Source organism: Duganella sp. Root1480D1 (assembly GCF_001427305.1).
Classification (GTDB): Bacteria; Pseudomonadota; Gammaproteobacteria; order Burkholderiales; family Burkholderiaceae_D; genus Rugamonas.
In genome coordinates this window covers 153487-172929 of record NZ_LMFZ01000003.1, presented here as the reverse complement: position 1 = coordinate 172929, position 19443 = coordinate 153487, and the positions used below count along the sequence as shown (strand labels likewise).

13 protein-coding genes are annotated in these 19443 nt (G+C 63.3%); 2 read left to right on the top strand and 11 right to left on the bottom strand.

Annotated elements, in window-relative coordinates; translation table 11 throughout:
* The first annotated feature begins 204 nt into the window (after positions 1 to 204).
* Positions 205 to 2616: a CehA/McbA family metallohydrolase gene (locus tag ASD58_RS05395; protein WP_057260077.1), complete on the top strand. Its 2412-nt coding sequence runs from the start codon at positions 205 to 207 to the stop codon at positions 2614 to 2616.
* On the opposite strand, the gene ASD58_RS05390 is transcribed toward ASD58_RS05395, so the two are convergent.
* Positions 2597 to 3568, bottom strand: a complete 972-nt coding sequence (locus ASD58_RS05390) for a GlxA family transcriptional regulator (protein WP_057260076.1) — start codon at positions 3566 to 3568, stop codon at positions 2597 to 2599. The two genes, ASD58_RS05395 and ASD58_RS05390, sit on opposite strands and share 20 nt — an antisense overlap.
* A 107-nt stretch (positions 3569 to 3675) precedes the next feature.
* Here ASD58_RS05390 and ASD58_RS05385 point away from each other — a divergent pair, with 107 nt between their 5' ends.
* Complete coding sequence (locus ASD58_RS05385) at positions 3676 to 3975, top strand: putative quinol monooxygenase (RefSeq protein ID WP_057260075.1); 300 nt, start codon at positions 3676 to 3678, stop codon at positions 3973 to 3975.
* On the opposite strand, the gene ASD58_RS05380 is transcribed toward ASD58_RS05385, so the two are convergent.
* The 10 genes from ASD58_RS05380 to ASD58_RS05335 all read right to left on the bottom strand — a co-directional run bounded on the left by ASD58_RS05380 (position 3976) and on the right by ASD58_RS05335 (position 19289).
* Positions 3976 to 4710: an ABC transporter substrate-binding protein gene (locus ASD58_RS05380; protein ID WP_162252987.1), complete on the bottom strand. Its 735-nt coding sequence runs from the start codon at positions 4708 to 4710 to the stop codon at positions 3976 to 3978.
* Between the two features lie 27 nt (positions 4711 to 4737).
* Positions 4738 to 6927: an NHL repeat-containing protein gene (locus ASD58_RS05375; protein ID WP_156401171.1), complete on the bottom strand. Its 2190-nt coding sequence runs from the start codon at positions 6925 to 6927 to the stop codon at positions 4738 to 4740.
* Positions 6928 to 7047: 120 nt separating this feature from the next.
* Positions 7048 to 8754: a ShlB/FhaC/HecB family hemolysin secretion/activation protein gene (locus ASD58_RS05370; RefSeq protein ID WP_057260072.1), complete on the bottom strand. Its 1707-nt coding sequence runs from the start codon at positions 8752 to 8754 to the stop codon at positions 7048 to 7050.
* 19 nt (positions 8755 to 8773) lie between these two features.
* Complete coding sequence (locus ASD58_RS05365) at positions 8774 to 16528, bottom strand: YDG domain-containing protein (RefSeq protein WP_057260071.1); 7755 nt, start codon at positions 16526 to 16528, stop codon at positions 8774 to 8776.
* A 9-nt stretch (positions 16529 to 16537) separates the two neighbouring features.
* A complete protein-coding gene (locus ASD58_RS05360) occupies positions 16538 to 16954 on the bottom strand; it encodes a hypothetical protein (protein WP_156401170.1) in 417 nt (138 codons plus the stop codon).
* Positions 16947 to 17420, bottom strand: a complete 474-nt coding sequence (locus tag ASD58_RS05355) for an N-acetyltransferase (RefSeq protein ID WP_057260069.1) — start codon at positions 17418 to 17420, stop codon at positions 16947 to 16949. Before ASD58_RS05355 ends, ASD58_RS05360 begins: the two co-directional genes overlap by 8 nt.
* Entirely contained in the window at positions 17420 to 17947 is a 528-nt protein-coding gene (locus tag ASD58_RS05350) for a phage tail protein (protein WP_057260068.1), read from the bottom strand. Before ASD58_RS05350 ends, ASD58_RS05355 begins: the two co-directional genes overlap by 1 nt.
* Before the next feature lie 10 nt (positions 17948 to 17957).
* Positions 17958 to 18485 (bottom strand): phage tail protein, encoded by a 528-nt coding sequence (locus ASD58_RS05345; RefSeq protein WP_057260067.1) that lies wholly within the window; start codon positions 18483 to 18485, stop codon positions 17958 to 17960.
* Positions 18486 to 18497: 12 nt separating this feature from the next.
* A complete protein-coding gene (locus ASD58_RS05340; RefSeq protein ID WP_057260066.1) occupies positions 18498 to 19004 on the bottom strand; it encodes a phage tail protein in 507 nt (168 codons plus the stop codon).
* A gap of 18 nt (positions 19005 to 19022) precedes the next feature.
* A complete protein-coding gene (locus ASD58_RS05335; RefSeq protein ID WP_057260065.1) occupies positions 19023 to 19289 on the bottom strand; it encodes a hypothetical protein in 267 nt (88 codons plus the stop codon).
* Between the last annotated feature and the right edge of the window lie 154 nt (positions 19290 to 19443).

Genomic DNA, 19443 nt, shown 5'->3' with positions numbered 1-19443 from the left:
AAAAACGCCACATGTTGCCAAGAGATTTATGACGCCCCCGTCACATAACTCTTTCAAATCTGGACAAATCACGCGATCTGTTCAAAGTGGGACAATTCAAACCGGTATATAAAGCCTTCGTCTTAATCGCAAAGCTTTTCCGTATTTGTCGCCGCTCCCGTGCTGCCGCATATTCTCGCGCATTATCACAGCACGGGGAATACCATGACTTTCGCATTTCGCAAACTAGCAATGGCCGCCGCCCTGGCAGCCATCGGCACCGCACAAGCCTCCACCGCCGACCACCACGAGTTCGAAGCCACGCTGCATGCGCCTTACCGCGCTGTCGCCGGCACCAATGAAGCGCGCAGCTTCAAACTCGAATTCAGCTATCCTTACGCCCAGAACGCCCAGTCGGTAAGCTGGTTGCTGGAAGTGGTGGCACCGAACGGCAGCGTGGTTGAACGCTGGACCGGCGTCGAGCGCCTGCAAGACAAGCCTGTCACCGTCAACGTTGAATGGGCCGGACGTAACCGCCGCAACGCGCTGCAGAACGGCATCTACAAGGCACGCCTGCGCGCCATCTCCGAAGAGTCGCAGCGCAGCCTGGCCTCCGGCGCCGACGCAGTATTGCGCCGCATTGCTTCCCACGACGGCGAAATTCACGACCAGGAATGGGATATCGCCATCGGCCAGCAGCCACAGGCCAAGGCGTCCGCTACGCCAAGCCTGATGTCCATCGCAGCCGCGCCGTCGTCGCTGCCGTACACCGTCTATTTCGGCAACATGCACAGCCAGACCAACCACAGCGACGGCGGTGGCGACCTGGCAAGCTGCACCGGCGCACAGAATCCGCAATCGGCAGCCTACGGCCCGACCGATGCCTTCAACTACGCCAAGAACAAAGGCCTGGATTTCCTGATGGCCTCCGAGCATAACCACATGTATGACGGCTCGGATTCCACCAACACTTCCGCCAACCCGGCCACCGCCAAGGCGCTGTACCAGTCCGGCCTGTCGGAAGCGGCCAGCTTCAACAGCGCCAACCCGAACTTCCTGGCGATTTACGGCATGGAATGGGGCGTCATCAATAACGGCGGCCACATGAACATCCTGAACTCGAACGAATTGCTGGGTTGGGAGAGCAACAGCTCCGGCCAGTTGATCGCCGACACCTACACCGCCAAGAACGACTACGCCGGCCTGTACACCCTGATGCGCCAGCGCGGCTGGCTGGGTCAGTTCAACCACCCGTCGAGCAGCGGCCAGTTCCTGGTCAACGGCGTGGCCCTGGGCTACACCGCCGACGGCGACGAAGCGATGGCGCTGTGCGAGGTGATGAACACTTCGGCATTCTCGGTCAATACCACCGAAACCGAAACGAGCCGCAGCAACTATGAAGGCGCCTGCAAGAAAGCGCTGGAAGCCGGCTACCACGTTGCCTTCAGCACCGACCAGGACAACCATTGCGCCAACTGGGGTGCCTCGTACACCAACCGTACCGGCGTGTTGATCCCGAACGGCACCGCGCTGACCACGGCCAGCTTCATGGACGCGGTCCGCGCCCGCCGCGTCTTCGCAACCATGGACAAGACCTCGCAACTGGTGCTGACCGCCAACGGCCATGTGATGGGCGAACGCTTCACCAACAGCGGCACGCTGAACCTGGTGGCCAACTTCACCAGCAGCTCCGGCAAGACGGTGTCGACCTCGGAATTCTATGAAGGCGTCCCAGGCCGCAACGGCACCGTTACCCTGCTCGCCTCCAGCGCGAACACCACGATCACCCCAACCGACGGCGCCCACTTCTACTACGCCAAGGTCACTCAGGACGACGGCAACATCCTGTGGTCGGCGCCGGTCTGGGTGACGCAGCAAGCTTCCACCGGCGGCGACACCGTGGCGCCTGCCGTCAGCGCTTCGAGCAGCGGCAGCAGCGGCACCATCACCTTCAATGCCACTGCGACGGACAACGTAGGCGTGACCAAGGTCGAGTTCTACGTGGACGGCGCGCTGAAAGGCACCGATACCGCATCGCCCTGGTCGTATGGCTTCAACTCCACCGGCGTGACCAATGGCAGCCACGTGCTGACCGCCAAGGCCTTCGACGCCGCCGGCAACAGCGCGCTGTCTTCCGGCGTCAACTTCAGCGTCAACAACACCACCACCTCGCAGCAGCTGCTGCTGAACAGCGGCTTCGAATCCGGCAGCACGAGCTGGAGCGCAAGCAGCGGCGTGATTACCAGCGATTCGTCCGTCTCGGCCCATGCCGGCACCTGGAAAGCATGGATGAACGGCTACGGCAGCGCCCATACCGATACGCTGTACCAGCAAGTGAGCATTCCATCGACCGCCACCAGCGCCACCCTGGGCTTCTGGCTGAAGATCACTTCCGACGAAACCACCGCGACCCAGGCTTACGACACGCTGAAAGTCCAGGTGCGCAACAGCAGCGGCACCGTGCTGGCAACGCTGGCCACCTACTCGAACCTGAACAAGGGTTCCAGCTATGTGCAGCGTACCTTCGACATGAGCGCGTACAAGGGCCAGACCGTGCGTGTCTACTTCGAGGGCGTGGAGGGCTCCACCGTCGCCACTTCCTTCATCGTGGATGACGTTACGCTGAACGTGCAGTAACCCGAATGTCGCGCAAGCCCTTGCCAAGCTTGCGCCGCAATAGCGTGCGCAAAGTCACGCCGTCGCGATACCCCACCTGCTCGGCGATGCGGTCGACGTTCTGGTCGCTGGTCTTGAGCAGGTGGACTGCGCGTTCGATGCGCAAATCCTGCACATAATTTACGGGCGTCTTGCCCAGCACCTCCTGCAAGCGCCGCGCCAGCGTGCGCTTGCTGGTGGCCAAGGCCGCTGCCGCCGCCTCCAACTGGAATCCTTCGGCCAGGTGTTGCCTCACCCAGCGGTCAAAGCCCGCCACCAACGGGTCGGCATGGGCCAGGTGATCTGAAATCACATAGGCCGACTGCGCCGGCCGTGAATCCACCACCAGGTAGCGCGCCACCATTGCCGCCAGTTCCGGGCTGGCCTGCCTGATCAGGGCCAGCGACATGTCGAGGTGGCTGAGCGCCGCTCCGGCCGTAATGAACTGCCCCGAAGCCACCACCATGCGCTGCGCATCCAGCCGCACCAGGGGATAGCGCTGGCGGAACATGGGCGTCAGCCACCAGGTCGTCGTCGCCTCCTCCCCATCCAGCAACCCGCTTTCCGCCAGTACGAAGGTGCCGATGCAGGCGGCCGCGATGCGCACGCCCTGCCCGGCCATGTCGCGCAGCACGGCGCCGGCCTCCGCTACTTCAGCCGATGCCAGCGCGGCCTCCAACGGCACCGGCATCTTATGGCCGATCGCGGGCAGGATCAGCAGATCCGGCGCAGGCGCCGACGCCAACGGTACTACCGGCAATTGCATGCCCTGCGCGCTGCGTACCGTGGGGCGAATGGCGGCCAGCGTCACGTTGAACGCGGGCTGCGGCGCTTCCAGCATGGGCGCCAGTTCATTGGCCGTGGTGAAGGCGTCCAGCACGGCCGAAAGCCCGGTGTCGAACACGCTGTCCAGCGCGAGCACGGTGATATTCATGGCGCGATCGATACCAAAGATGTCAATCTCGCCAATTTAACCGCTGGCGTGGCGCCGGTAAAGTAGCTCCATCGCAGTTTCGCGATCAATCCAACCAGGAGATAATCATGATCAAGTACGCACTGTTCGCCCGTTTCGAAGCCAAGCCGGGCAAGGAATCCGCCGTTGCCGACTTCCTCCACACCGGCCTGGCGCTGGCCAGGCAGGAACCGGGCACCAAGTACTGGTTCGCCCTGCGCCTGTCCGAGCGCGTGTTCGGCGTGTTCGACGCCTTCGAAACCGAGGAGGCGCGCCAGGGCCACCTGAACGGTCCGATCGCACAAGCCCTGATGGCGCAGGCGCCCGAGCTGTTCGCCAACCCGCCCAGCATCGAGCCGATCGAGGTACTGGGCCTGAAATCCGCGTAGTTACTGGTCGTCGGAGGAGACGAAGTTGTACTTTTTCTTCAGCTCCTCCACTTCCGCCTTATTGGTCTGCATGAAGCGCCGGAATTCCTCCACCACCTTCGGATATTTGTGCGACGACAGGTACCACTGGCCGGAGGCATGCGGCAGGTCCGGATCGTAGGACACCGGCACCTGCGGCAGCTTGCGGATCTTGGTCCAGTAATGGCGGGCGATACGCGTGTTCATATAGGCGCCGTCGACGCGCCGCATGATCAGCTTTTCGTACAGGGCATCGTAGTCGGCAGTTTCCTCGATGCGCAGCGAGCCGGCCGACATCAGCTGCTGGTAAGGATAAGGCGTGAAGCCAAGCGGGATGCCAAGGGTTTTCAGGCGGCCCACGCCTTTGCCCATGTTCTCGGGCCGTACCAGCACGCCATCGGTAAATTCCAGTACCGGAGCGTAGCTGATTTTCAGCTCCTTTTTCATTTCCACCACCCAGTTCGGGTTGTCCGGAAAGGACAGGTCGACCTGCCCGTCGACGAACAGGCGATCACGCCGCTTCAGCGGGTAGTATTCGTAGGTGAAGGTATAGCCCATCTGCCGGGCGAAGGCGTCGAGGATGTCCCGGCCCAGGCCACCGTACACGCCATTCCTCACCTCGGAATACGGCAGCCAGTTCTTGTAATCCTCAACGCCTATGGAGAAGGTCTTTTTATCGGCCGCCTGCACGGCGCCTATGACCAGCAATCCGGCCAACAAACCTCTCCACATGGCGCACCCCCGTCATTCAAGCTGGTAGGCGTAAATGTTGACGACGTTAAAAGTGGTGTCGGGCACGTACACGCGCCGGTCGCGCGCGTAGATGAAGAACGGCATCCAGACGCCGCCTACTTCGGGATACTTTTTAAATACAAGCTCTCCCGTTACGTATTCTAGCGTGTCCTCGCCGATGCGGAAGATCTTCAGTGCACGGTTTACCAAATCGTTGACAATCAGGTGTCCCTCCTGGTCCACGCACAGGCTGGCCGGCAGGTAGAATTTGTCGGCATCTTTCTCAAGATTGTCGCAATAGCCCGCACGGCCATAGCTCCACAGGCTGTTGCCCTGCCGGTCGAAGACGCGAATGCAGTTGTTGAACTGGTCGCACACAAAGACGCGGTCCTGGGCATCGATCGCCACGTCGCAGGGAGCGAAGCTGGCCAGCGGTTCGCCGTCCTCCACCCACTGGAAATTCCTGACGAAGGAGACCAGGCCCGAAGGCTGCAACTGCCACATCGAGATGCGGTTGTTGAGCGAGTCGGCGATATAGATTTCACCATGGCTGTTGACTTCCAGCCCCTGCGGGGCCTTCAGCGTGCCATTGCCGCCCAGGCCTTCGCGCCCGAACGGCAAGCCGTAGTTCAGCAAGTGCCCGCCGGGCCCGAACTGGAACATCGACACCGTGCAGGCGTTGAAGTTGGTGACAAACACCAGCGGTGTGCCGGGGCAGATTTGCCCGAGCAGCGGCTGCGAAGGGTAATACACGGCCATCGCCAGCCCGCCCGGCATGAAGAAGCCGCGCATCATGTCCTGCAACTGGGCGATCGGATCGGCCGAGGTGTTGAAAGTCTTCATGCACCAGTTGCCGGAATCGATGTTGTAGGACGAGGTGGCCGCCCCCGCCAGCGGATCGAGCCGCGCATGGTGCTTCAACTGGTCGTACCAGTACTTGTAGATATTGGCCGTGGCGCTGGCCCAGCTATCGATCCAGTTTGACTGCGGCAAGGTACCACTGCCCTCGCGTTTGGGATCGACGCCGATCACCGCCGTCATGCAGTTGAATTGCGAGGTAACGGCCTTTGCCCCCTGGTGGTCGCGCCGGTGGCCGACGGCGTCCAGCAGGATCGCGTCCTGGTCGCCGCCGTCCCGGTCGGGCGCGATGCGCATCTTCAGCACCGTCGAGGCGAACGGCTCGGTCACGTAGTAGACATTGGCCTCGGCCGCCGCGCAGATCTGGTAAGGACCGACAAACACCGCGTCTTCCAGCGAACCGTACACCAGGTCGGAAATCGAATGCATGGCTTGCGGCTTGTGGTTCCACAACGGCAGCATGCCCTCCACCACCGTCAGCAGCTTGCCGTCGGTATCGTAGACCGTGATCGAATCCTCCACCTGGCCTGGCACGAAGATGCGGTCGTTGATCACGCATACCGAACGCATGACATTGAACTTGCCGATGCCGGCCGGGTTGCCGAAGCTATGCAACAGCGAAGTCTCGCCGGGACACTGCACGCGCTCATTCTTGATCGGCCAGGCGGTATCGATCTTCAGCACTTCATAGTGGCCCGTGTTGGCCAGGTACAGGTTGCCGTGCGAATCCGATGCCAGGCCCTGCGGCCACAACAGGTCGTGCACGCTGTTGGCATCGTCGATGGTACGGAACTGCAGCACGAACTTGCCTTCCGGCGTGAACTTCACGCAGCGGCTGCGGTCATCGCCTTCGGTGTGGAAGAATTCATCGCACACGTAAACAAAATGATCGCCGCTGGCCTCTTTGACGATGGTGATGCCGTTCGGGTCGCTCAGAGGCGCAAAGCCCTTGCCGTTGATGCCATCGGCCGCGTCGCCAAAGGCAAACTGGAAATCGACCGAGTGCTCGTCATATTCGAACACCACGATGCGGCCGTTGCCCATGTCGCTGCAGTACATCAGGTCCTGCTCCGGGTGAGGGCAAAGGTGGAAAGGCATCATCAGGCGGCGCGCCTGTTCCGAACCCTCGCCCGGCGTGTCGATCACGTGCAGCAGCGTATTCAGGTCGGCCGTGAATACCAGCAGGCGGCTGTTGCCTGTATCGCACACCCAGACATGGTCGTAATGGTCGCGCGCTATGCCGACCGGGGAATTCATGGTGAAGTCGTCCGGCAGTTCGCCGCGCGCCGTAGTGCCCGGCATGACGAGTTCACCGTAGTGCGTAATATGATGAAATTTGCTCATGGCCATCCCTGCCTGTTATGGAGCATTCCAGTATCCGTTCGGCCCGAAAAATAGGCAACAGTGGCAGGAAAGCCCTTAATGGCAGGGACGGCGAGCTATCAAATGGCTAGCAGAACTGTTTCAAAATGGCACGGTAGCGGTGAACCAGGCGCGTGCCTTGGATGACTTGCCATCCGCATCTTCCCCCCTGGCGCCCGGCGCCGGGTTGTGGCCGATCTTGCGCGCCACCTGCACCTGTAACACGGTACCGTTTGCGCCACGCCAGCTCGCGCCCAGGCCCGCACCTTTGACGGTGTAGCTGTTGCCCGGCCCGTTCTGCGCCAGGGCGCCGGCATACAAGCCCTTGTTCAGGCGTACATGGCCGACATCCAGGAACGCCGACAGGTCGGTATGCAGCTCCTGCAATTCATAATGCAGTTCCGTGGTCAGCACGTGCCCCTCATCGCCGGTGGCTTCGCCGGCCGGATAGGCACGCACGCGGCCCGAGCCGCCCAGCGAAATCTTCTCGCCCGACTCCAGGTTGCGCGACGCGAACTGGCCGCTGGCGTTCAGCAGCAGGCCGAAATTGCCGGCCAGGCGCTGGAAGCGGCCCAGCGAATAAGCCAAGTGGGAGAAACGGCCGTCGCTGCGGGCACCTGCGGCATCGGCTGCCGCCGACGCCGCGTTGCCGCCGAGGTCCAGATGCCCAAGGCTCAACTCCAGGCTGGCCTGGGTCATGGCGTCCGGCTCCTGGCGGCTGAAGCTTACGGCCATCGGCAGCACTTTCACATGCTTGTCGCTGGTCTGAATCCCGTTGGCAAAATTCTCGTAACGCTTATCGTCGTAGCCGGTGCGCAGCTGGATGTTGGTGCTGCGGGTGCGCAGCAGTGGATAGGTGACGATCAATTGCGCCACCGATGCCGTGCCGTGCGCGTCCAGGGACTTGAATTCCTCGCCCAGCTTGTAGCGCATGCGCGAGATGGCAGCGCCGGCTTTCAGGCCCTTGAAGCCCATCGGTGCGACATAGCCTGCGCGGCCGTAGCGGAAGCCGTCACCTGCGCTGGAAGCGAGCAGCGACAACTGGCCGCCATACCCGCCCAGGTCGTTCAATGCGAGGCTGCCGGAAAGGCGTGTGGCGCCCGTATAGCGGTTGCTGGAATTGTCCAGGCTCACGGACCCGCTGGCCAGCGGCCCTTCATTCAATTGCACGGCCAGCTCCGACTCGCCAAGGCCCTGCCCCTGGCTCAATTCGGCGCGGGCGCCCATGCCAGGCAAATCTTGCGTCAACAACAGCGCACGTTCGAGGCGGTCCTCCTGCACCGGCTGGCCCTGCGGCACCAATGCGTCGAGGTAGCGCCGTGCCACCTCCGGACGCAGGCGTACCTCGCCGGCCGGCACCAGCCGCAGTTGGGAAATCCGGCCTTCCAGCACTTGGATGGTCACTTCGCCATCGCCGATTTCCTGCGCCGGCAGCACTGCGCTTGCCACGAAATAGCCGCGAGTACGGTAGTAGTCCGTCACCACGTTGCAGGCCTGCTGCAACTCGGCGAACGTCAATTCGCGCCCGGTAAATGGCGCCAGCACGCCCTGCAAGGCAGTTGGGTCGAACGCGCCCACTCCCTGCAGTGCAAAGCGGCGCACCATCACTTTCTGCGCGCCTTCCAGTGCCAGGCCCGGCACGGGTGCCGCATCAGGCACCACTTTCCCGGTTGCTGCCGGCTGGCGAACCAGCGCCGGCGGGCGATTCTGCTCCAGGATGCGGCCGGCGTCCGGCAAGGCCTGCGCGAACGCGAGGGCTGGGGCGCCCAGGATGGCAAGCGCCAGGCTGTTCTTGGTATGTTTCTGCACTTCGTATTCCCTGCTCTTGTCAGTTAGGTGCGCCGGCGCCGTTCACACCGCCGTCGCGTACTTTTACGCGGCTGCCGCCGCCAATGCTGTACTCACGCGTCTCACCCATGCTTTGTTGAGGCATGGCTGCAGCCGCATTGTTGGTGGACCGCACTTTCGCGCGCTGCAGCAGGTCTGACAGCCAGCCCCACCCGTTCAAGGTGGCCGGGCCGGCAACGCCATTGACTGCCGCAACTTCCGCAGGTACGCCGACCAGCGGAGCGCCGTCACCTGCCAGTTGCATCCACACGTTCATACCCCGTCCCATCGCATCCTGCTGCCCTGGCAATACCGGATTCACGGCGTTGCCTATGACGTTTTCAAACTGCTGCGGGGCGCGCGCCACGGTCATTACGCCGTTGATGTAATCGACTGTGTAGTTGGCAAGGCTGTTGCCTTGAACGACGATGGCATAAGTACCGGGCACCGAGTCCCTGGCTGCAGTGGTGGATGCCTGCACATCGCCTAACAGCGCTGAGGTATCGCCGCCAACGAAACCGCTGGCAGTCCAGGTCAGGGCCGGGTTGCTGGCGCCGTATGCGCGCGCCAGGTCGTCAGCCTTCACCAGCAGCTTCGCCTGGGTGATGGAGCCGCTGGCGGTGACGCTGTTGCTGGCCAGTGCATAATTCGACGCCAGGCCGCTGCCGTCCGCCAGGCTGTAGCCGCTGACAATGACTTGCTTGCCGGCACCAGCGTTGCGGTTATCGAACTGCACGCTGGCAGGGCCTTGTAGCACCAGGTTTTCGCCATGGACCAGGCCAGACAAGCTGCCGCCATTCGACAGGGTGGCATTGGTGCTGCCGTCGTAGGTCTTGTTCGCAACGCTGACGCCGTTGATTGTCAGCTGGCGCGCGCTGATGCTGCCGGCCAGCGCAACATCCGCAGGAAGCACATAATTCGACAGCGCGGTACCGGCATCGGCGTTCACCGCGGCGACATCCAGGCCGGCCTTGACACTGCCGGCGCCCACGACATTGGCGCTGTTATATTGCCCTTGCAGCGCGCCTACGGAAGCACCTTCGCCCGCCACGAAGCCGGTCAAGCCGACCTGGCCTGCCGCGACGTTCGCCGTTGTACTGCCGTCATATACCTTGCCCACAACCCCATTCGCGACAGCCGCCAGGACCTTCGGCGTAATGGATGCCGTGGTGCTTGCGGTGCCGTTGCTGACCGCGTAATTGCCCGCATCTGCGCCGGCCAGGGCGATACCCGAAACGGAAACCGCCTTGCCGTTGCCGACATTCTTGTCGGCGAAGCTGGCGTTGCCGCTGACTTGCAACTGGTCCCCGGCAAGGCGGTCGTCGCTGTAAGTCACGCCTGCGGCGACCAGGCCGTCATACCCCTTGTCCACGCCGCTGACGCTTACCTGCAGGGCGCGCTGGGTGATGCTCGCTGTGCCATTGGCAACGAACGACACATCGTAGTTGCCAGCATCCACGCCGCCGACGCCGAGGCCGGACAAGGAGACCGCCTTGTTGTGGCCCGCATTCTTGTCCAGGAAGCTGCCTGTGCCGCCGGTCAGCGCCAGCTGGTCGCCCGCGACGCGATCGTCGCCAAGCAGCACGACCGAGGTCGTGGTCGTGCCGTCGTAGACCTTGTCGGCGGCTGTCACGGTGACGGTCAGCGCGCGCGCTGCAATGGAGCCCGAGCCTGCTGCCGTCGTCGACGACAGTTGGTAGTTGCCCGCATCGCCTCCAGACAAGGCAAGGCCGGTTGCTGTCAGCACCTTGCCATTGCCGGCATTCTTGTTGCTGAAATTGCTGGTGCCGCTGACGGTCAGCACGTCGTTCGCCACGCGGTCATCGCTAAAGTTTGCCGACACCGCAGTGCTGCCGTCATAGACCTTATTGCCTTGCACACTGACGTTCAGGGTACGCGGCGTGATATTGGCCGTCGTAGCGACACTGTTCGCCGCCAGGGCATAGTTGGCGGCATCAGTACCGGACAGCGCCAGTCCGTTGGCAGTCACGGTCTTGCCGTTGCCCACGTTCTTGTCGGCGAAGCTGGCATTACCGCTGACCGACAACTGGTCGCCAGCCAGTCGGTCGTCGGTATAGCTCGCGCTGGCGGACAGGCCACCGTCATACACCTTGCTGGAAGCCTGTGCGCCGACCACCAGCGTGCGCGGCGTGATGTTGCCGCTGGCAGTCGCATTGGTCGATGCCAGCACATAATTGCCGGAATCCGTTCCCGTTGCGGAGATGCCGCTGACATTGATCGTCTTGCCAATGCCGGCATTCTTGTCGGTGAAGTTTGCGGCGCCAAAGGCAAGCGACAGGACGTCTCCGGCGACACGGTCATCGCCAAGCGTCACGGATGCCGTGGTGCCGCGGTCATACACCTTGTCCGCGCCGGTCGCCGTGGCATTCAAGGTGCGTGCGCTGATGTCGGCCTTGGTGGTAACCGGGTTGGCCGACAGTACGTAGTTGCCCGCATCGGCGCCGGACAGCGAAACTGCCGTCACGCTGATATCCTTGGCAGTGCCCACGTTCTTGTCGGCGAACGAGGCATTGCCGCTGACCGACAGCGCATCGCCATTGACGCGGTCATCGCCCAGGGTCACAACGGCATTGCGGCTACCGTCATAAACCCGGTTGCCCCCGGTCGCAGTCACCACCAGCGTGCGTGCCGCAATATCGGCCGTTCCGCTGATGGTGCTGGAGGCCAGCGCGTAATTGTCCGCGTCCGTGCCGCCAACGATGGAAATGCCGCTGACGTTCACCGTCTTGCCGTTGCCGGCATCCTTGCTGGTAAAGCTGGCACTGGCGCTACCCAGCGACAGGCTGTCGCCGCCCAGCACATCGCTTGCCAGGCCGACCGTCGCATTGGTCGTGCCGTCATAGGTCTTATTCCCTCCGGTCATGGTCACCGTCAGCGCTCGCTTGCCGATATCTGCCTTGGTGGCAGCCTGGGTCGACGACAGCACGTAATTGCCTGAATCGGCTCCCGTGATGGCGATTCCGGTTACGCTGACATCCTTGGCGATGCCGGCATTCCGGTCGCTGAAGGATGCACTGCCGCTGACCGACAGCACATCACCCGCCACGCGGTCATCGCTGAGACTCACTGTTGCCGCCTGGGAGCGGTCGTACACCTTGTCGTTGCCGCTTGCCGTCACAGTCAGCGTGCGCGCCGTGATCGACGCCGTGGTACCGGCAGTGGTCGAAGCCAGCGAATAATTGCCCGCGTCGGCACCTGACAGAGCCAGGCCCGTTGCCGTGACCGATTTCGCGCTACCGACGTTCTTGTCTGCGAACGCGGCGCTGCTCGAAATCGTCAACACGTCGCCGCTTACGCGATTGTCCGTATAGCCGACCGTCGCAGCCAGTGCGCCATCGTAGACCTTGTCCGCTGCGTTCACGCCTACCGTCAGCAGGCGCTGGGTGATATCGGCTGCAGTCGAAGCCGTAGTGGCTCCGAGCGCATAGTTGGCCGCATCGGTGCCCGACAGGGAAAGCCCGGTCACCTGCACCGTCCTGGCGACGCCCACGTCCTTGACTGCAAACGTGGCGCCGGCCTGGCTGACCGTCAGCGTATCGCCGGCCACACGGTCGTCGCCGAGGGTTGCGCTGGCACTGAGCGAACCGTCATAAACCTTGTTGGAGGCCGTCGCGCTCACATTGAGCGTGCGCTGGCTGATGTTCGCAGTAGTCGCCGCCATTGACGACACCAGCGAATAGTTCGCCGCATCGGTCCCAGACAGCGCAATGCCGCTCACGGTGACCGCCTTGCCATTGCCGGCATTCTTGTTGGCGAAAGTGCTCGACGTTGCGCTCGCGGTCAACTGGTCGCCACTGACCCGGTCGTCGCCCAGCGTCACGCTCGCGCTTGCCAGGCCGTCGTACACCTTGTCGATACCCGTCGCGGTGACGGTCAGCGCTTTCGGCGTGACGGTCAGGGTTTTGCCGGTGGCGAAACTGATGTTGTAGCCCAGGTCGCTGAGCAGGCTGCCCTTGTTCAGGCTATAGGTCCCGACGTTCCTGGTGAATTCCGTCGCGGCGGCCGAGCCGGAGATGCCGCCCGCATCGCCATCGATATAGCCGGTGACGTTATAGCTGAACGCCGGCAGCGATCCTGTGCCGTCGTAGACCTTGCTGGCGTTCTGCGCGGTGACGGTCAGTGTCGGCGCCAGCTTGTACATGAACCAGTTGCCGCCCGCGGCGGTGTACGCAGGAGACGCTCCGGTGTACGACTGGTTGTAATGCTTGTTGTAGCCGCTCATCCCTTCCAGGGCATTGGCCGGCGCATCCGCATACACATGGTAATAGCCGTTGGCCCCGCCCCGCAGCGCATTGCTGCCGGCATTGTTGGTAAAGGTGCCGCCATTGGCGCCCGCTGAGGCCACAACGACCGTGGCTGCACCGCCGCCGCCCGAACCAGCCAGGCTGCCGCCGGTGTTGATCACGACGTCGCTTCCGGCCGTTGGGCCCTTGTTGATGATGGTGATCGTCTTGGCGCTGACTGCGCCTGCGATGGCGATATCGCCGCTGGCGGATTCCGCCTGGCCGGCACCGGTATCGATGGTCAGGCTGACGTCGCCGGCATTGATGGCAGTACCGTTGGCAACCGTGATGGCCGCGTTGCCGGCACTGCGATAGGCGCTCACCACGCCGGCGCCGGTGCCGGCATTGGCGGTGACGCTCAGCTTGCCGCCCATGGCGATGTTCGAGTTCAGCTCGACACTGCGGCCGGCCTGCAGCGACAGGTCGCCGGTGCCGGCAGCGTTGATGGCGTTGCCGGCCTGCCAGGTGATGTCGTTATTGGCTTGCAGCGTAATGCTGGTGCCCGCAGCCAGGGCGGCGGCCAGCTTCTGCGCGTCCACCGAGGCGTTGACGTTCGCTTGCGGATAGGACTGGCCGAACGACAAGGAAGCGGCTGCGGGGGCCGGCAGCAGGCGGAACAAGCTGACCGCTCCGGTCTGGAACGTGCTGCCATCGGCCGAATCGGCGAAAGGCTGGGCTACCGCCAGGCTGTCACCGGCGCCGTTCATGGCTACGGCAAAGCCGAAATTGCCATAGTCGTTGATGTCTAGGCTGGCGTTTGCGCCCTGGGTGTAATCGCGGCCGATCACCGCCGTTACCGCAGGCGCCGAGAAGGTGCCGGTATAGTCGATGATACGCACCGCGCCAGGGCCGGTGCCCGCGCTGTCAAGTCCGCCGTTCGTTGGCGAACCGATTGCCAGGCGCGTCCCGGCATCGTTCATCGCCAGCGACGAACCGAACAACTCGCCGTCATTCAGGTTGATATTGAGCTTGCTGCCGCCCTGGCCGATCGAGCCCTGGCCGGCCAGCGAAGTGAACGGCGTGGAGTACAGGTAGACCATGCCTTTGCTGTTGTTCTCGGCCGGAGCCCCGACCGCCAGTTGCGTGCCGGCGTCATTGAGCGCCACGGCGCTGCCAAACTGGGTGTCTGCGGTACCGTTCAGGGTGGCCAGGCTTGAGAAGCTGCCATTCGATTTGGTGAACAGTTCGACACTGCTGTCGAACAATGCGCCCACTGCCAGCTTGTCGCCGTCACCATTCAGGGCCACCGCGACGCCGAAGCCATTCGATCCGCCGGCGCTGCTGGCAATCGTCTGGGTCAATGCCGGTGCAGTGAAGCCGGTGCCAAAGCCGAAGGTGTACACCTTGCCGGCGTAGTCGCTGCCAAGCGCGCCGACGGCCAGCACGTCGCCGGTCCTGCTCAATGCGACGGAACTGCCGAATGCGTCGCCGCCCGTCAACTGGGCCGACATATTGAAGTTGTTGCCGCCGGTGTAGCCATGACCGATGGTGCCGACCAGCGCACCGCCGTTGAACTGGCCGTCGCTGAACGTAAACAGGCGCACGGCGCCGTAATTGGCATCGGCGGCGCCGGCAACGCCGTCGTCGAGCGGCGCGCCGACCGCAAGGCCCTTGCCGTCGGAAGTCAGCGCTACGCCGTAGCCGAACCAGTCGCCTTCCTTCAGGCTGGCCACGTCGCGGTTCTTGCCGCCGCTGAAGCCTTTGCCGATGACAGCGTCATACGTCCACTGGTTGGCGAAGCTGCCGATCACGATATTCTTAGGGTCCAGCAACAGGCGGCCGCCGGCGCCGATGTCCAGCCGTTCCAGGCCCACATGCCGCAAATCCTCGTGCGAGGAGATCTCGACCGCTCCGCCACGTGCGGCACCAGTGGCCTTGACCGCGCCCAGCATGGTGGTTTGCTGCTGCGACCACACGACAGCAGTACCGCCTTGTCCTGCTGCGCCGCGCGCCGAGACGTCCAGCGTGGTGCTGTCGTTGATGAAGGTGGCATCGGCATTGGCGATATTGGCCATGACGCCCCAGCGTGCAGCGAAGCGGTCTGCGTCCGGCGCATCGGCGCGCTGTGCACCGCCCTGGAAAGCCCCGCCCACGCGTACCAGGCCACCCTGGGTAGCTCCGGAAGCATCGACGTTCGCGGCCATCAGGCGCACGTCGGCGCCGCTGATGTCGACCCGCCCGCCCATCCCCGCCGCGCCGTGCGCATCGTGCCGGCCGGAAGACAGCAGGCTGCCGCCGGCTTGCAGCGATACAGCGCCGCCGTCGGTGGCGCCGCTCACATTGGTGGAAGCCGAGGTATTCTCCGCCAGGCCGGCACCGGAGACCAGCTTGATGCTGCCGCCCTTGCCTGCCGTGCCGGCTGCCGACAGCGCCGCAGCAGCGGACAGGTCGCCGGCCGCTCCCACGTCCACGCTGCCGCCGCGCACGCCGTCCGCGCGCACCGCGCCATCGAGCGCAACGAAGCCGCCCGCGATCCTGACGCTGCCGCCCCGGCCCTTGCTGGATGAAGCGTCAAGCTGGCCTGCCTGCACCAGCCCGTCGCCCACCAGCCGGATCGTGCCGCCATCGGCCACCAGTCCCCGCGCTTGCACAACCCCAGCGTTATTGACGGTGGAACGCGCCAGCGCATCGGCCGCCTTGGCCGTCAGCAGAACCTGTCCGCTATCGGCCTGCAGCAGGCCCTTGTTCTCGGCCAGCGCATCGAGCGCGCCCTGTTCCACACGCAGCATGATCAAGCCGTCGCCGCGCAAGTCCATGCCGACCGCACTGCCGGCCGCCAGTGCCACGCTGCCGCCTTGCGCCGAAATGCTGCCCTGGTTCGATACGGTTGGCGCCAGCAGCGCCACGACGCCGCCAGCAGCATTGATGCGGCCCTCATTGCGTACCGCGCCGGCACCGCTGCCGCTGAAACGATAGCTGCCGGACAGGAAAGACTGGTCGGTGATGCCAAGGCTCGATGCGACCAATCCGCCCACATCCACCTGCGCACTGGTGCCAAACAGCACCCCTTGCGGATTGACCAGAAATACCTTGCCGTTGGACGACAGCTTGCCGAAGATGGCGCTTGCCTCCCCGCCCACCACCCGGTTCAGCGCCACCGCCGACGCATCCGGCTGGTTGAAACGCACCTGCGCATTGGCGCCGATATCGAAACCCTGCCAGTTCATGATGGCCTGCTGCGTGGCCTGACTGACCGTCATGCTGCCGCCTTGCACATTCACGCCAGCCTGGCCTGCCACCAACTGCATGCCGGTTGGCAGCGCGTTGACTGGCGGCGCGCCGGCTGCAGCCGCTCCCGCCATGGCCAGGCTGCCCGCCAGCACGGCGGCGGCGCGGCGGCGCACGCCACCCTTGCCGTGGCTGCGCGTGCCCTCGGCAACGGCCACCCAGCAGCGATGCACCGTGCTCCAGACGAGGCGATAAAAACGGTTGGCGGAGGCGTGTTTGTGCATTGTGTTTCCTTAAACGTGCAGGTTGAAGTCGGCGCGTAGCGTGATCAGCGCACCCTGGCGGGCGCCTGGCTGAAGGAACACCAACTGGCGGCCCATGGCTTCATTTTCGATTTCGTAGCTGCCGGCCTGGATGGCCGGCTGCGCAGCGGCCGAAAACACCAGCGTGAATTGTTTTGCTGCCGCGCCATCAGGTGCGAGTTTGGAGGCTTGCACCCGTTCCAGCTTGATTTGCAAAGCGCGATGCTCCGGGTGGTTCAGCCAGAAGACCTGGCCCACCAGGCGTTCGGCAGCGGCACGGCTCCAGCCAAAGCGGTTGCCGGTTTCATCGGCAAGCGCCGCCGGCGTGCGCAGGCCCAGGCCCGCCGCCAGCAAGGAACCGCCACCTGCTTTCAGCAAGGTGCGTCGCGAAGTTACTCGATCATTCATTGTCGTTCTCCCATTCCATGGCCCGGCGCATGCCGGACACCCCAGTTTCTTTGAAGCCGAGGCGGCGATATAGCGCCTCGGCCCGATTATTCAGTGCTACATGTAAGCGCAGCGGCATGCCTGCGCCGGCTGCTTCCCGCTGCAGGCCGCGCAGTTGCGCGCTACCGATGCCATTCCCGCACCATGCCGGCATCAATGCGAGGTCGACCAGATGCAGGGCATCCCCCGCTTGCGCCACGATGCGCCGCCCGGCAGGAAGGCCGTCGACTTCGATGATGTCGAAGCGCGCCAACGGATAGGCTTGCCGGTACGACTGCCGCTGCGCCTCGAACTGCATGTCAAGCAGTGGCTGCAGCAGGCCTTGATCCATGCCGGCCAGCCTTAGTTCGCGCACACGGACTTCGCCGAACAGCGCGCGCAGGAAGGCGCGGTCCAGCGCAGCCTCACTGCGCAGGGTGACCTTCATCACGAACGCGGGGGGAAAACACCCTGCAGCGCGATGCAGAACAACATGCCCAGGTATGGCTGGCGGTTGTTATGCGGCTGGCCGCTGCCTGCTACGGCCAATACTTCAGGCCGCATTGGCGACATGCCGGCGGTGGTCTTGCTGTAGATCTGGTTCATCGAACCGGACTTGGCAAAGCCGCTCGAGGCGCCTGGCGCCAGCTGGTTGGCGGTGACGGTAGTCGCTTGCAGGTTATGGGAATGCACCGGCATTTCCGATTCGAGCAGGCTGACGGTGTCGCTGCCGCCCTGCTCACCCAGGTCGCGCAGCGACAGGCCAGCCCCTTGCCCCGGGTGCAGCGGCGTGCGTCCGTTCAGGTCGGGCAAGGCAAAGGTCGATTTGCCATCGCCGCCATAAGTGGTGCCGAGCAGGGAAAACAGCGCCGTGTTCTGCGAGATCGGCAGCAGCTGCCCATCGCAGGTGGCCCAGCCGGTCGGCGCGAAGTTGCATGCAAACATGCGGATTTCCGCAACAAATGGTGAACTCATCGAAAGGTCCTCAAGCCTGCTGCGGGAATATGCCGAACAGCGAAATGATGAAATTGACGCCGAGGTAAGGCGCCATGTTGTCGTGCGGTTGCGACCCGCCCGCCGCTGTGATGGCCCCTGCCGCCATCGGCTGCACATTATTGTCGGAGGTGCCGTACAGCGCCGTGCCGGCGCTCACCGTCGCTGCCGGATAACCGGTCAGGTTGGTGAAGGCGCCACTACCGCGTTCGGTGCTGCCGATAATGGTGTGGGTATGGCTCGGGATTTGCTGCGAAGTCAGCGTGACGCTCTCTGCCCCACCCATTTCGCCGATGGTGAAGCTGCGGCCTTGCAGGCTGCCGCAATGCAGCGGCACACGGCTGCGCATATCAGGAAGCGCGAAAGTCGACTGCCCGTCGCCGCCATAGGTGGTGCCGATCAGTGTAAACAGGGTGTCGTATTCGGAAATGGGCAGCAGTTGGCCATCGCAAAAAGCCCATCCGGCCGGCGCGAAGTTACCGCCAAACATGCGGATTTCGCCAATATAAGGATCAGACATGGTTGGCTCCACTCAATTCTGGCTAGGGAAAATGCCCTGCAGCGCAATGATGAAATTCAGCGCCAGGTAGGGTTGGGTATTCTCGTGCGGCTGCGAACCGCCGATGCTGGAGACCTGCGTCGACACCAGGCCCACGTTTGGCGAGCCATTGAAGACATCCGCGGTCAGCCGGCCCTTGCGCGCCAGTAGTGCGCCGTTCGGGTCATTGGTCGTTGCGACTGCCGTGCTGGCGTTCAGGCGGTGGCTGTGGCCTGGCATTTCAGCCTGGGACAAGGTGTGCTCGAACGCGCCACCGGCCTGGCCCTGGATGATGCCGATGCCGGCATGGGCCGGGACGCGGCCGCGCAGGTCCGGCAGCGCAAACGTGGTTTGTCCATTCCCGCCGTAGGTGGTTCCCAGCAAGGAGAACAAGGCCTGGTTCTGATTGATCGGCAACTGCTGCCCATTGCAAAAAGCCCAACCTTTCGGCGGGAAATTAAACGAGACGAGCTTGATCTCGGCCAAGTATGGCTCTGCCATATGGTCTCCTGTTGAGGGTTAATTGTTAAATACGGCGTGGTACAGCATCCCGGCGCTGTTGCAGCCTGCAGGGACGATGAAAATTGCAATAGCGTCATCGCCGTTACGTTCCAGGATGATGGTTTGCTGCTCCAGTTCCGGCGTGGCAGGACCCTGGAAAGTCAGCGCAAACGCGCATGGATTGGCCGTTGGCTGGACTTCAGTCAAGACCAGCGACAAGGCTGAACCGGCGATGAGGAACTCGGCCCCGAGGCGGGCCTGGAAATAGGAAACAACTGTCGACACGGCAAACTTAAAACTTTTCTATCGGTGAAAAATTTCACATTGTACAATTAAATTTCCTTGATCTGTATTACATTTTTGCAATAAACCTGAAACATTAGAAATTCCACTGCAGGTCGGCCGGGTTCTATGGTTCGGCTACAACAGGCGCGCCAAA

What these genes read in the sequence shown, in the direction of transcription:
- ASD58_RS05395 (WP_057260077.1), top strand. Translation starts at nt 205, where the DNA reads ATGACTTTCGCATTTCGCAAACTAGCAATGGCCGCCGCCCTGGCAGCC.
- ASD58_RS05390 (WP_057260076.1), bottom strand. Translation starts at nt 3,568, where the DNA reads ATGAATATCACCGTGCTCGCGCTGGACAGCGTGTTCGACACCGGGCTT.
- ASD58_RS05385 (WP_057260075.1), top strand. Translation starts at nt 3,676, where the DNA reads ATGATCAAGTACGCACTGTTCGCCCGTTTCGAAGCCAAGCCGGGCAAG.
- ASD58_RS05375 (WP_156401171.1), bottom strand. Translation starts at nt 6,927, where the DNA reads ATGAGCAAATTTCATCATATTACGCACTACGGTGAACTCGTCATGCCG.
- ASD58_RS05365 (WP_057260071.1), bottom strand. Translation starts at nt 16,528, where the DNA reads ATGCACAAACACGCCTCCGCCAACCGTTTTTATCGCCTCGTCTGGAGC.
- ASD58_RS05360 (WP_156401170.1), bottom strand. Translation starts at nt 16,954, where the DNA reads ATGAATGATCGAGTAACTTCGCGACGCACCTTGCTGAAAGCAGGTGGC.
- ASD58_RS05355 (WP_057260069.1), bottom strand. Translation starts at nt 17,420, where the DNA reads ATGAAGGTCACCCTGCGCAGTGAGGCTGCGCTGGACCGCGCCTTCCTG.
- ASD58_RS05350 (WP_057260068.1), bottom strand. Translation starts at nt 17,947, where the DNA reads ATGAGTTCACCATTTGTTGCGGAAATCCGCATGTTTGCATGCAACTTC.
- ASD58_RS05345 (WP_057260067.1), bottom strand. Translation starts at nt 18,485, where the DNA reads ATGTCTGATCCTTATATTGGCGAAATCCGCATGTTTGGCGGTAACTTC.
- ASD58_RS05340 (WP_057260066.1), bottom strand. Translation starts at nt 19,004, where the DNA reads ATGGCAGAGCCATACTTGGCCGAGATCAAGCTCGTCTCGTTTAATTTC.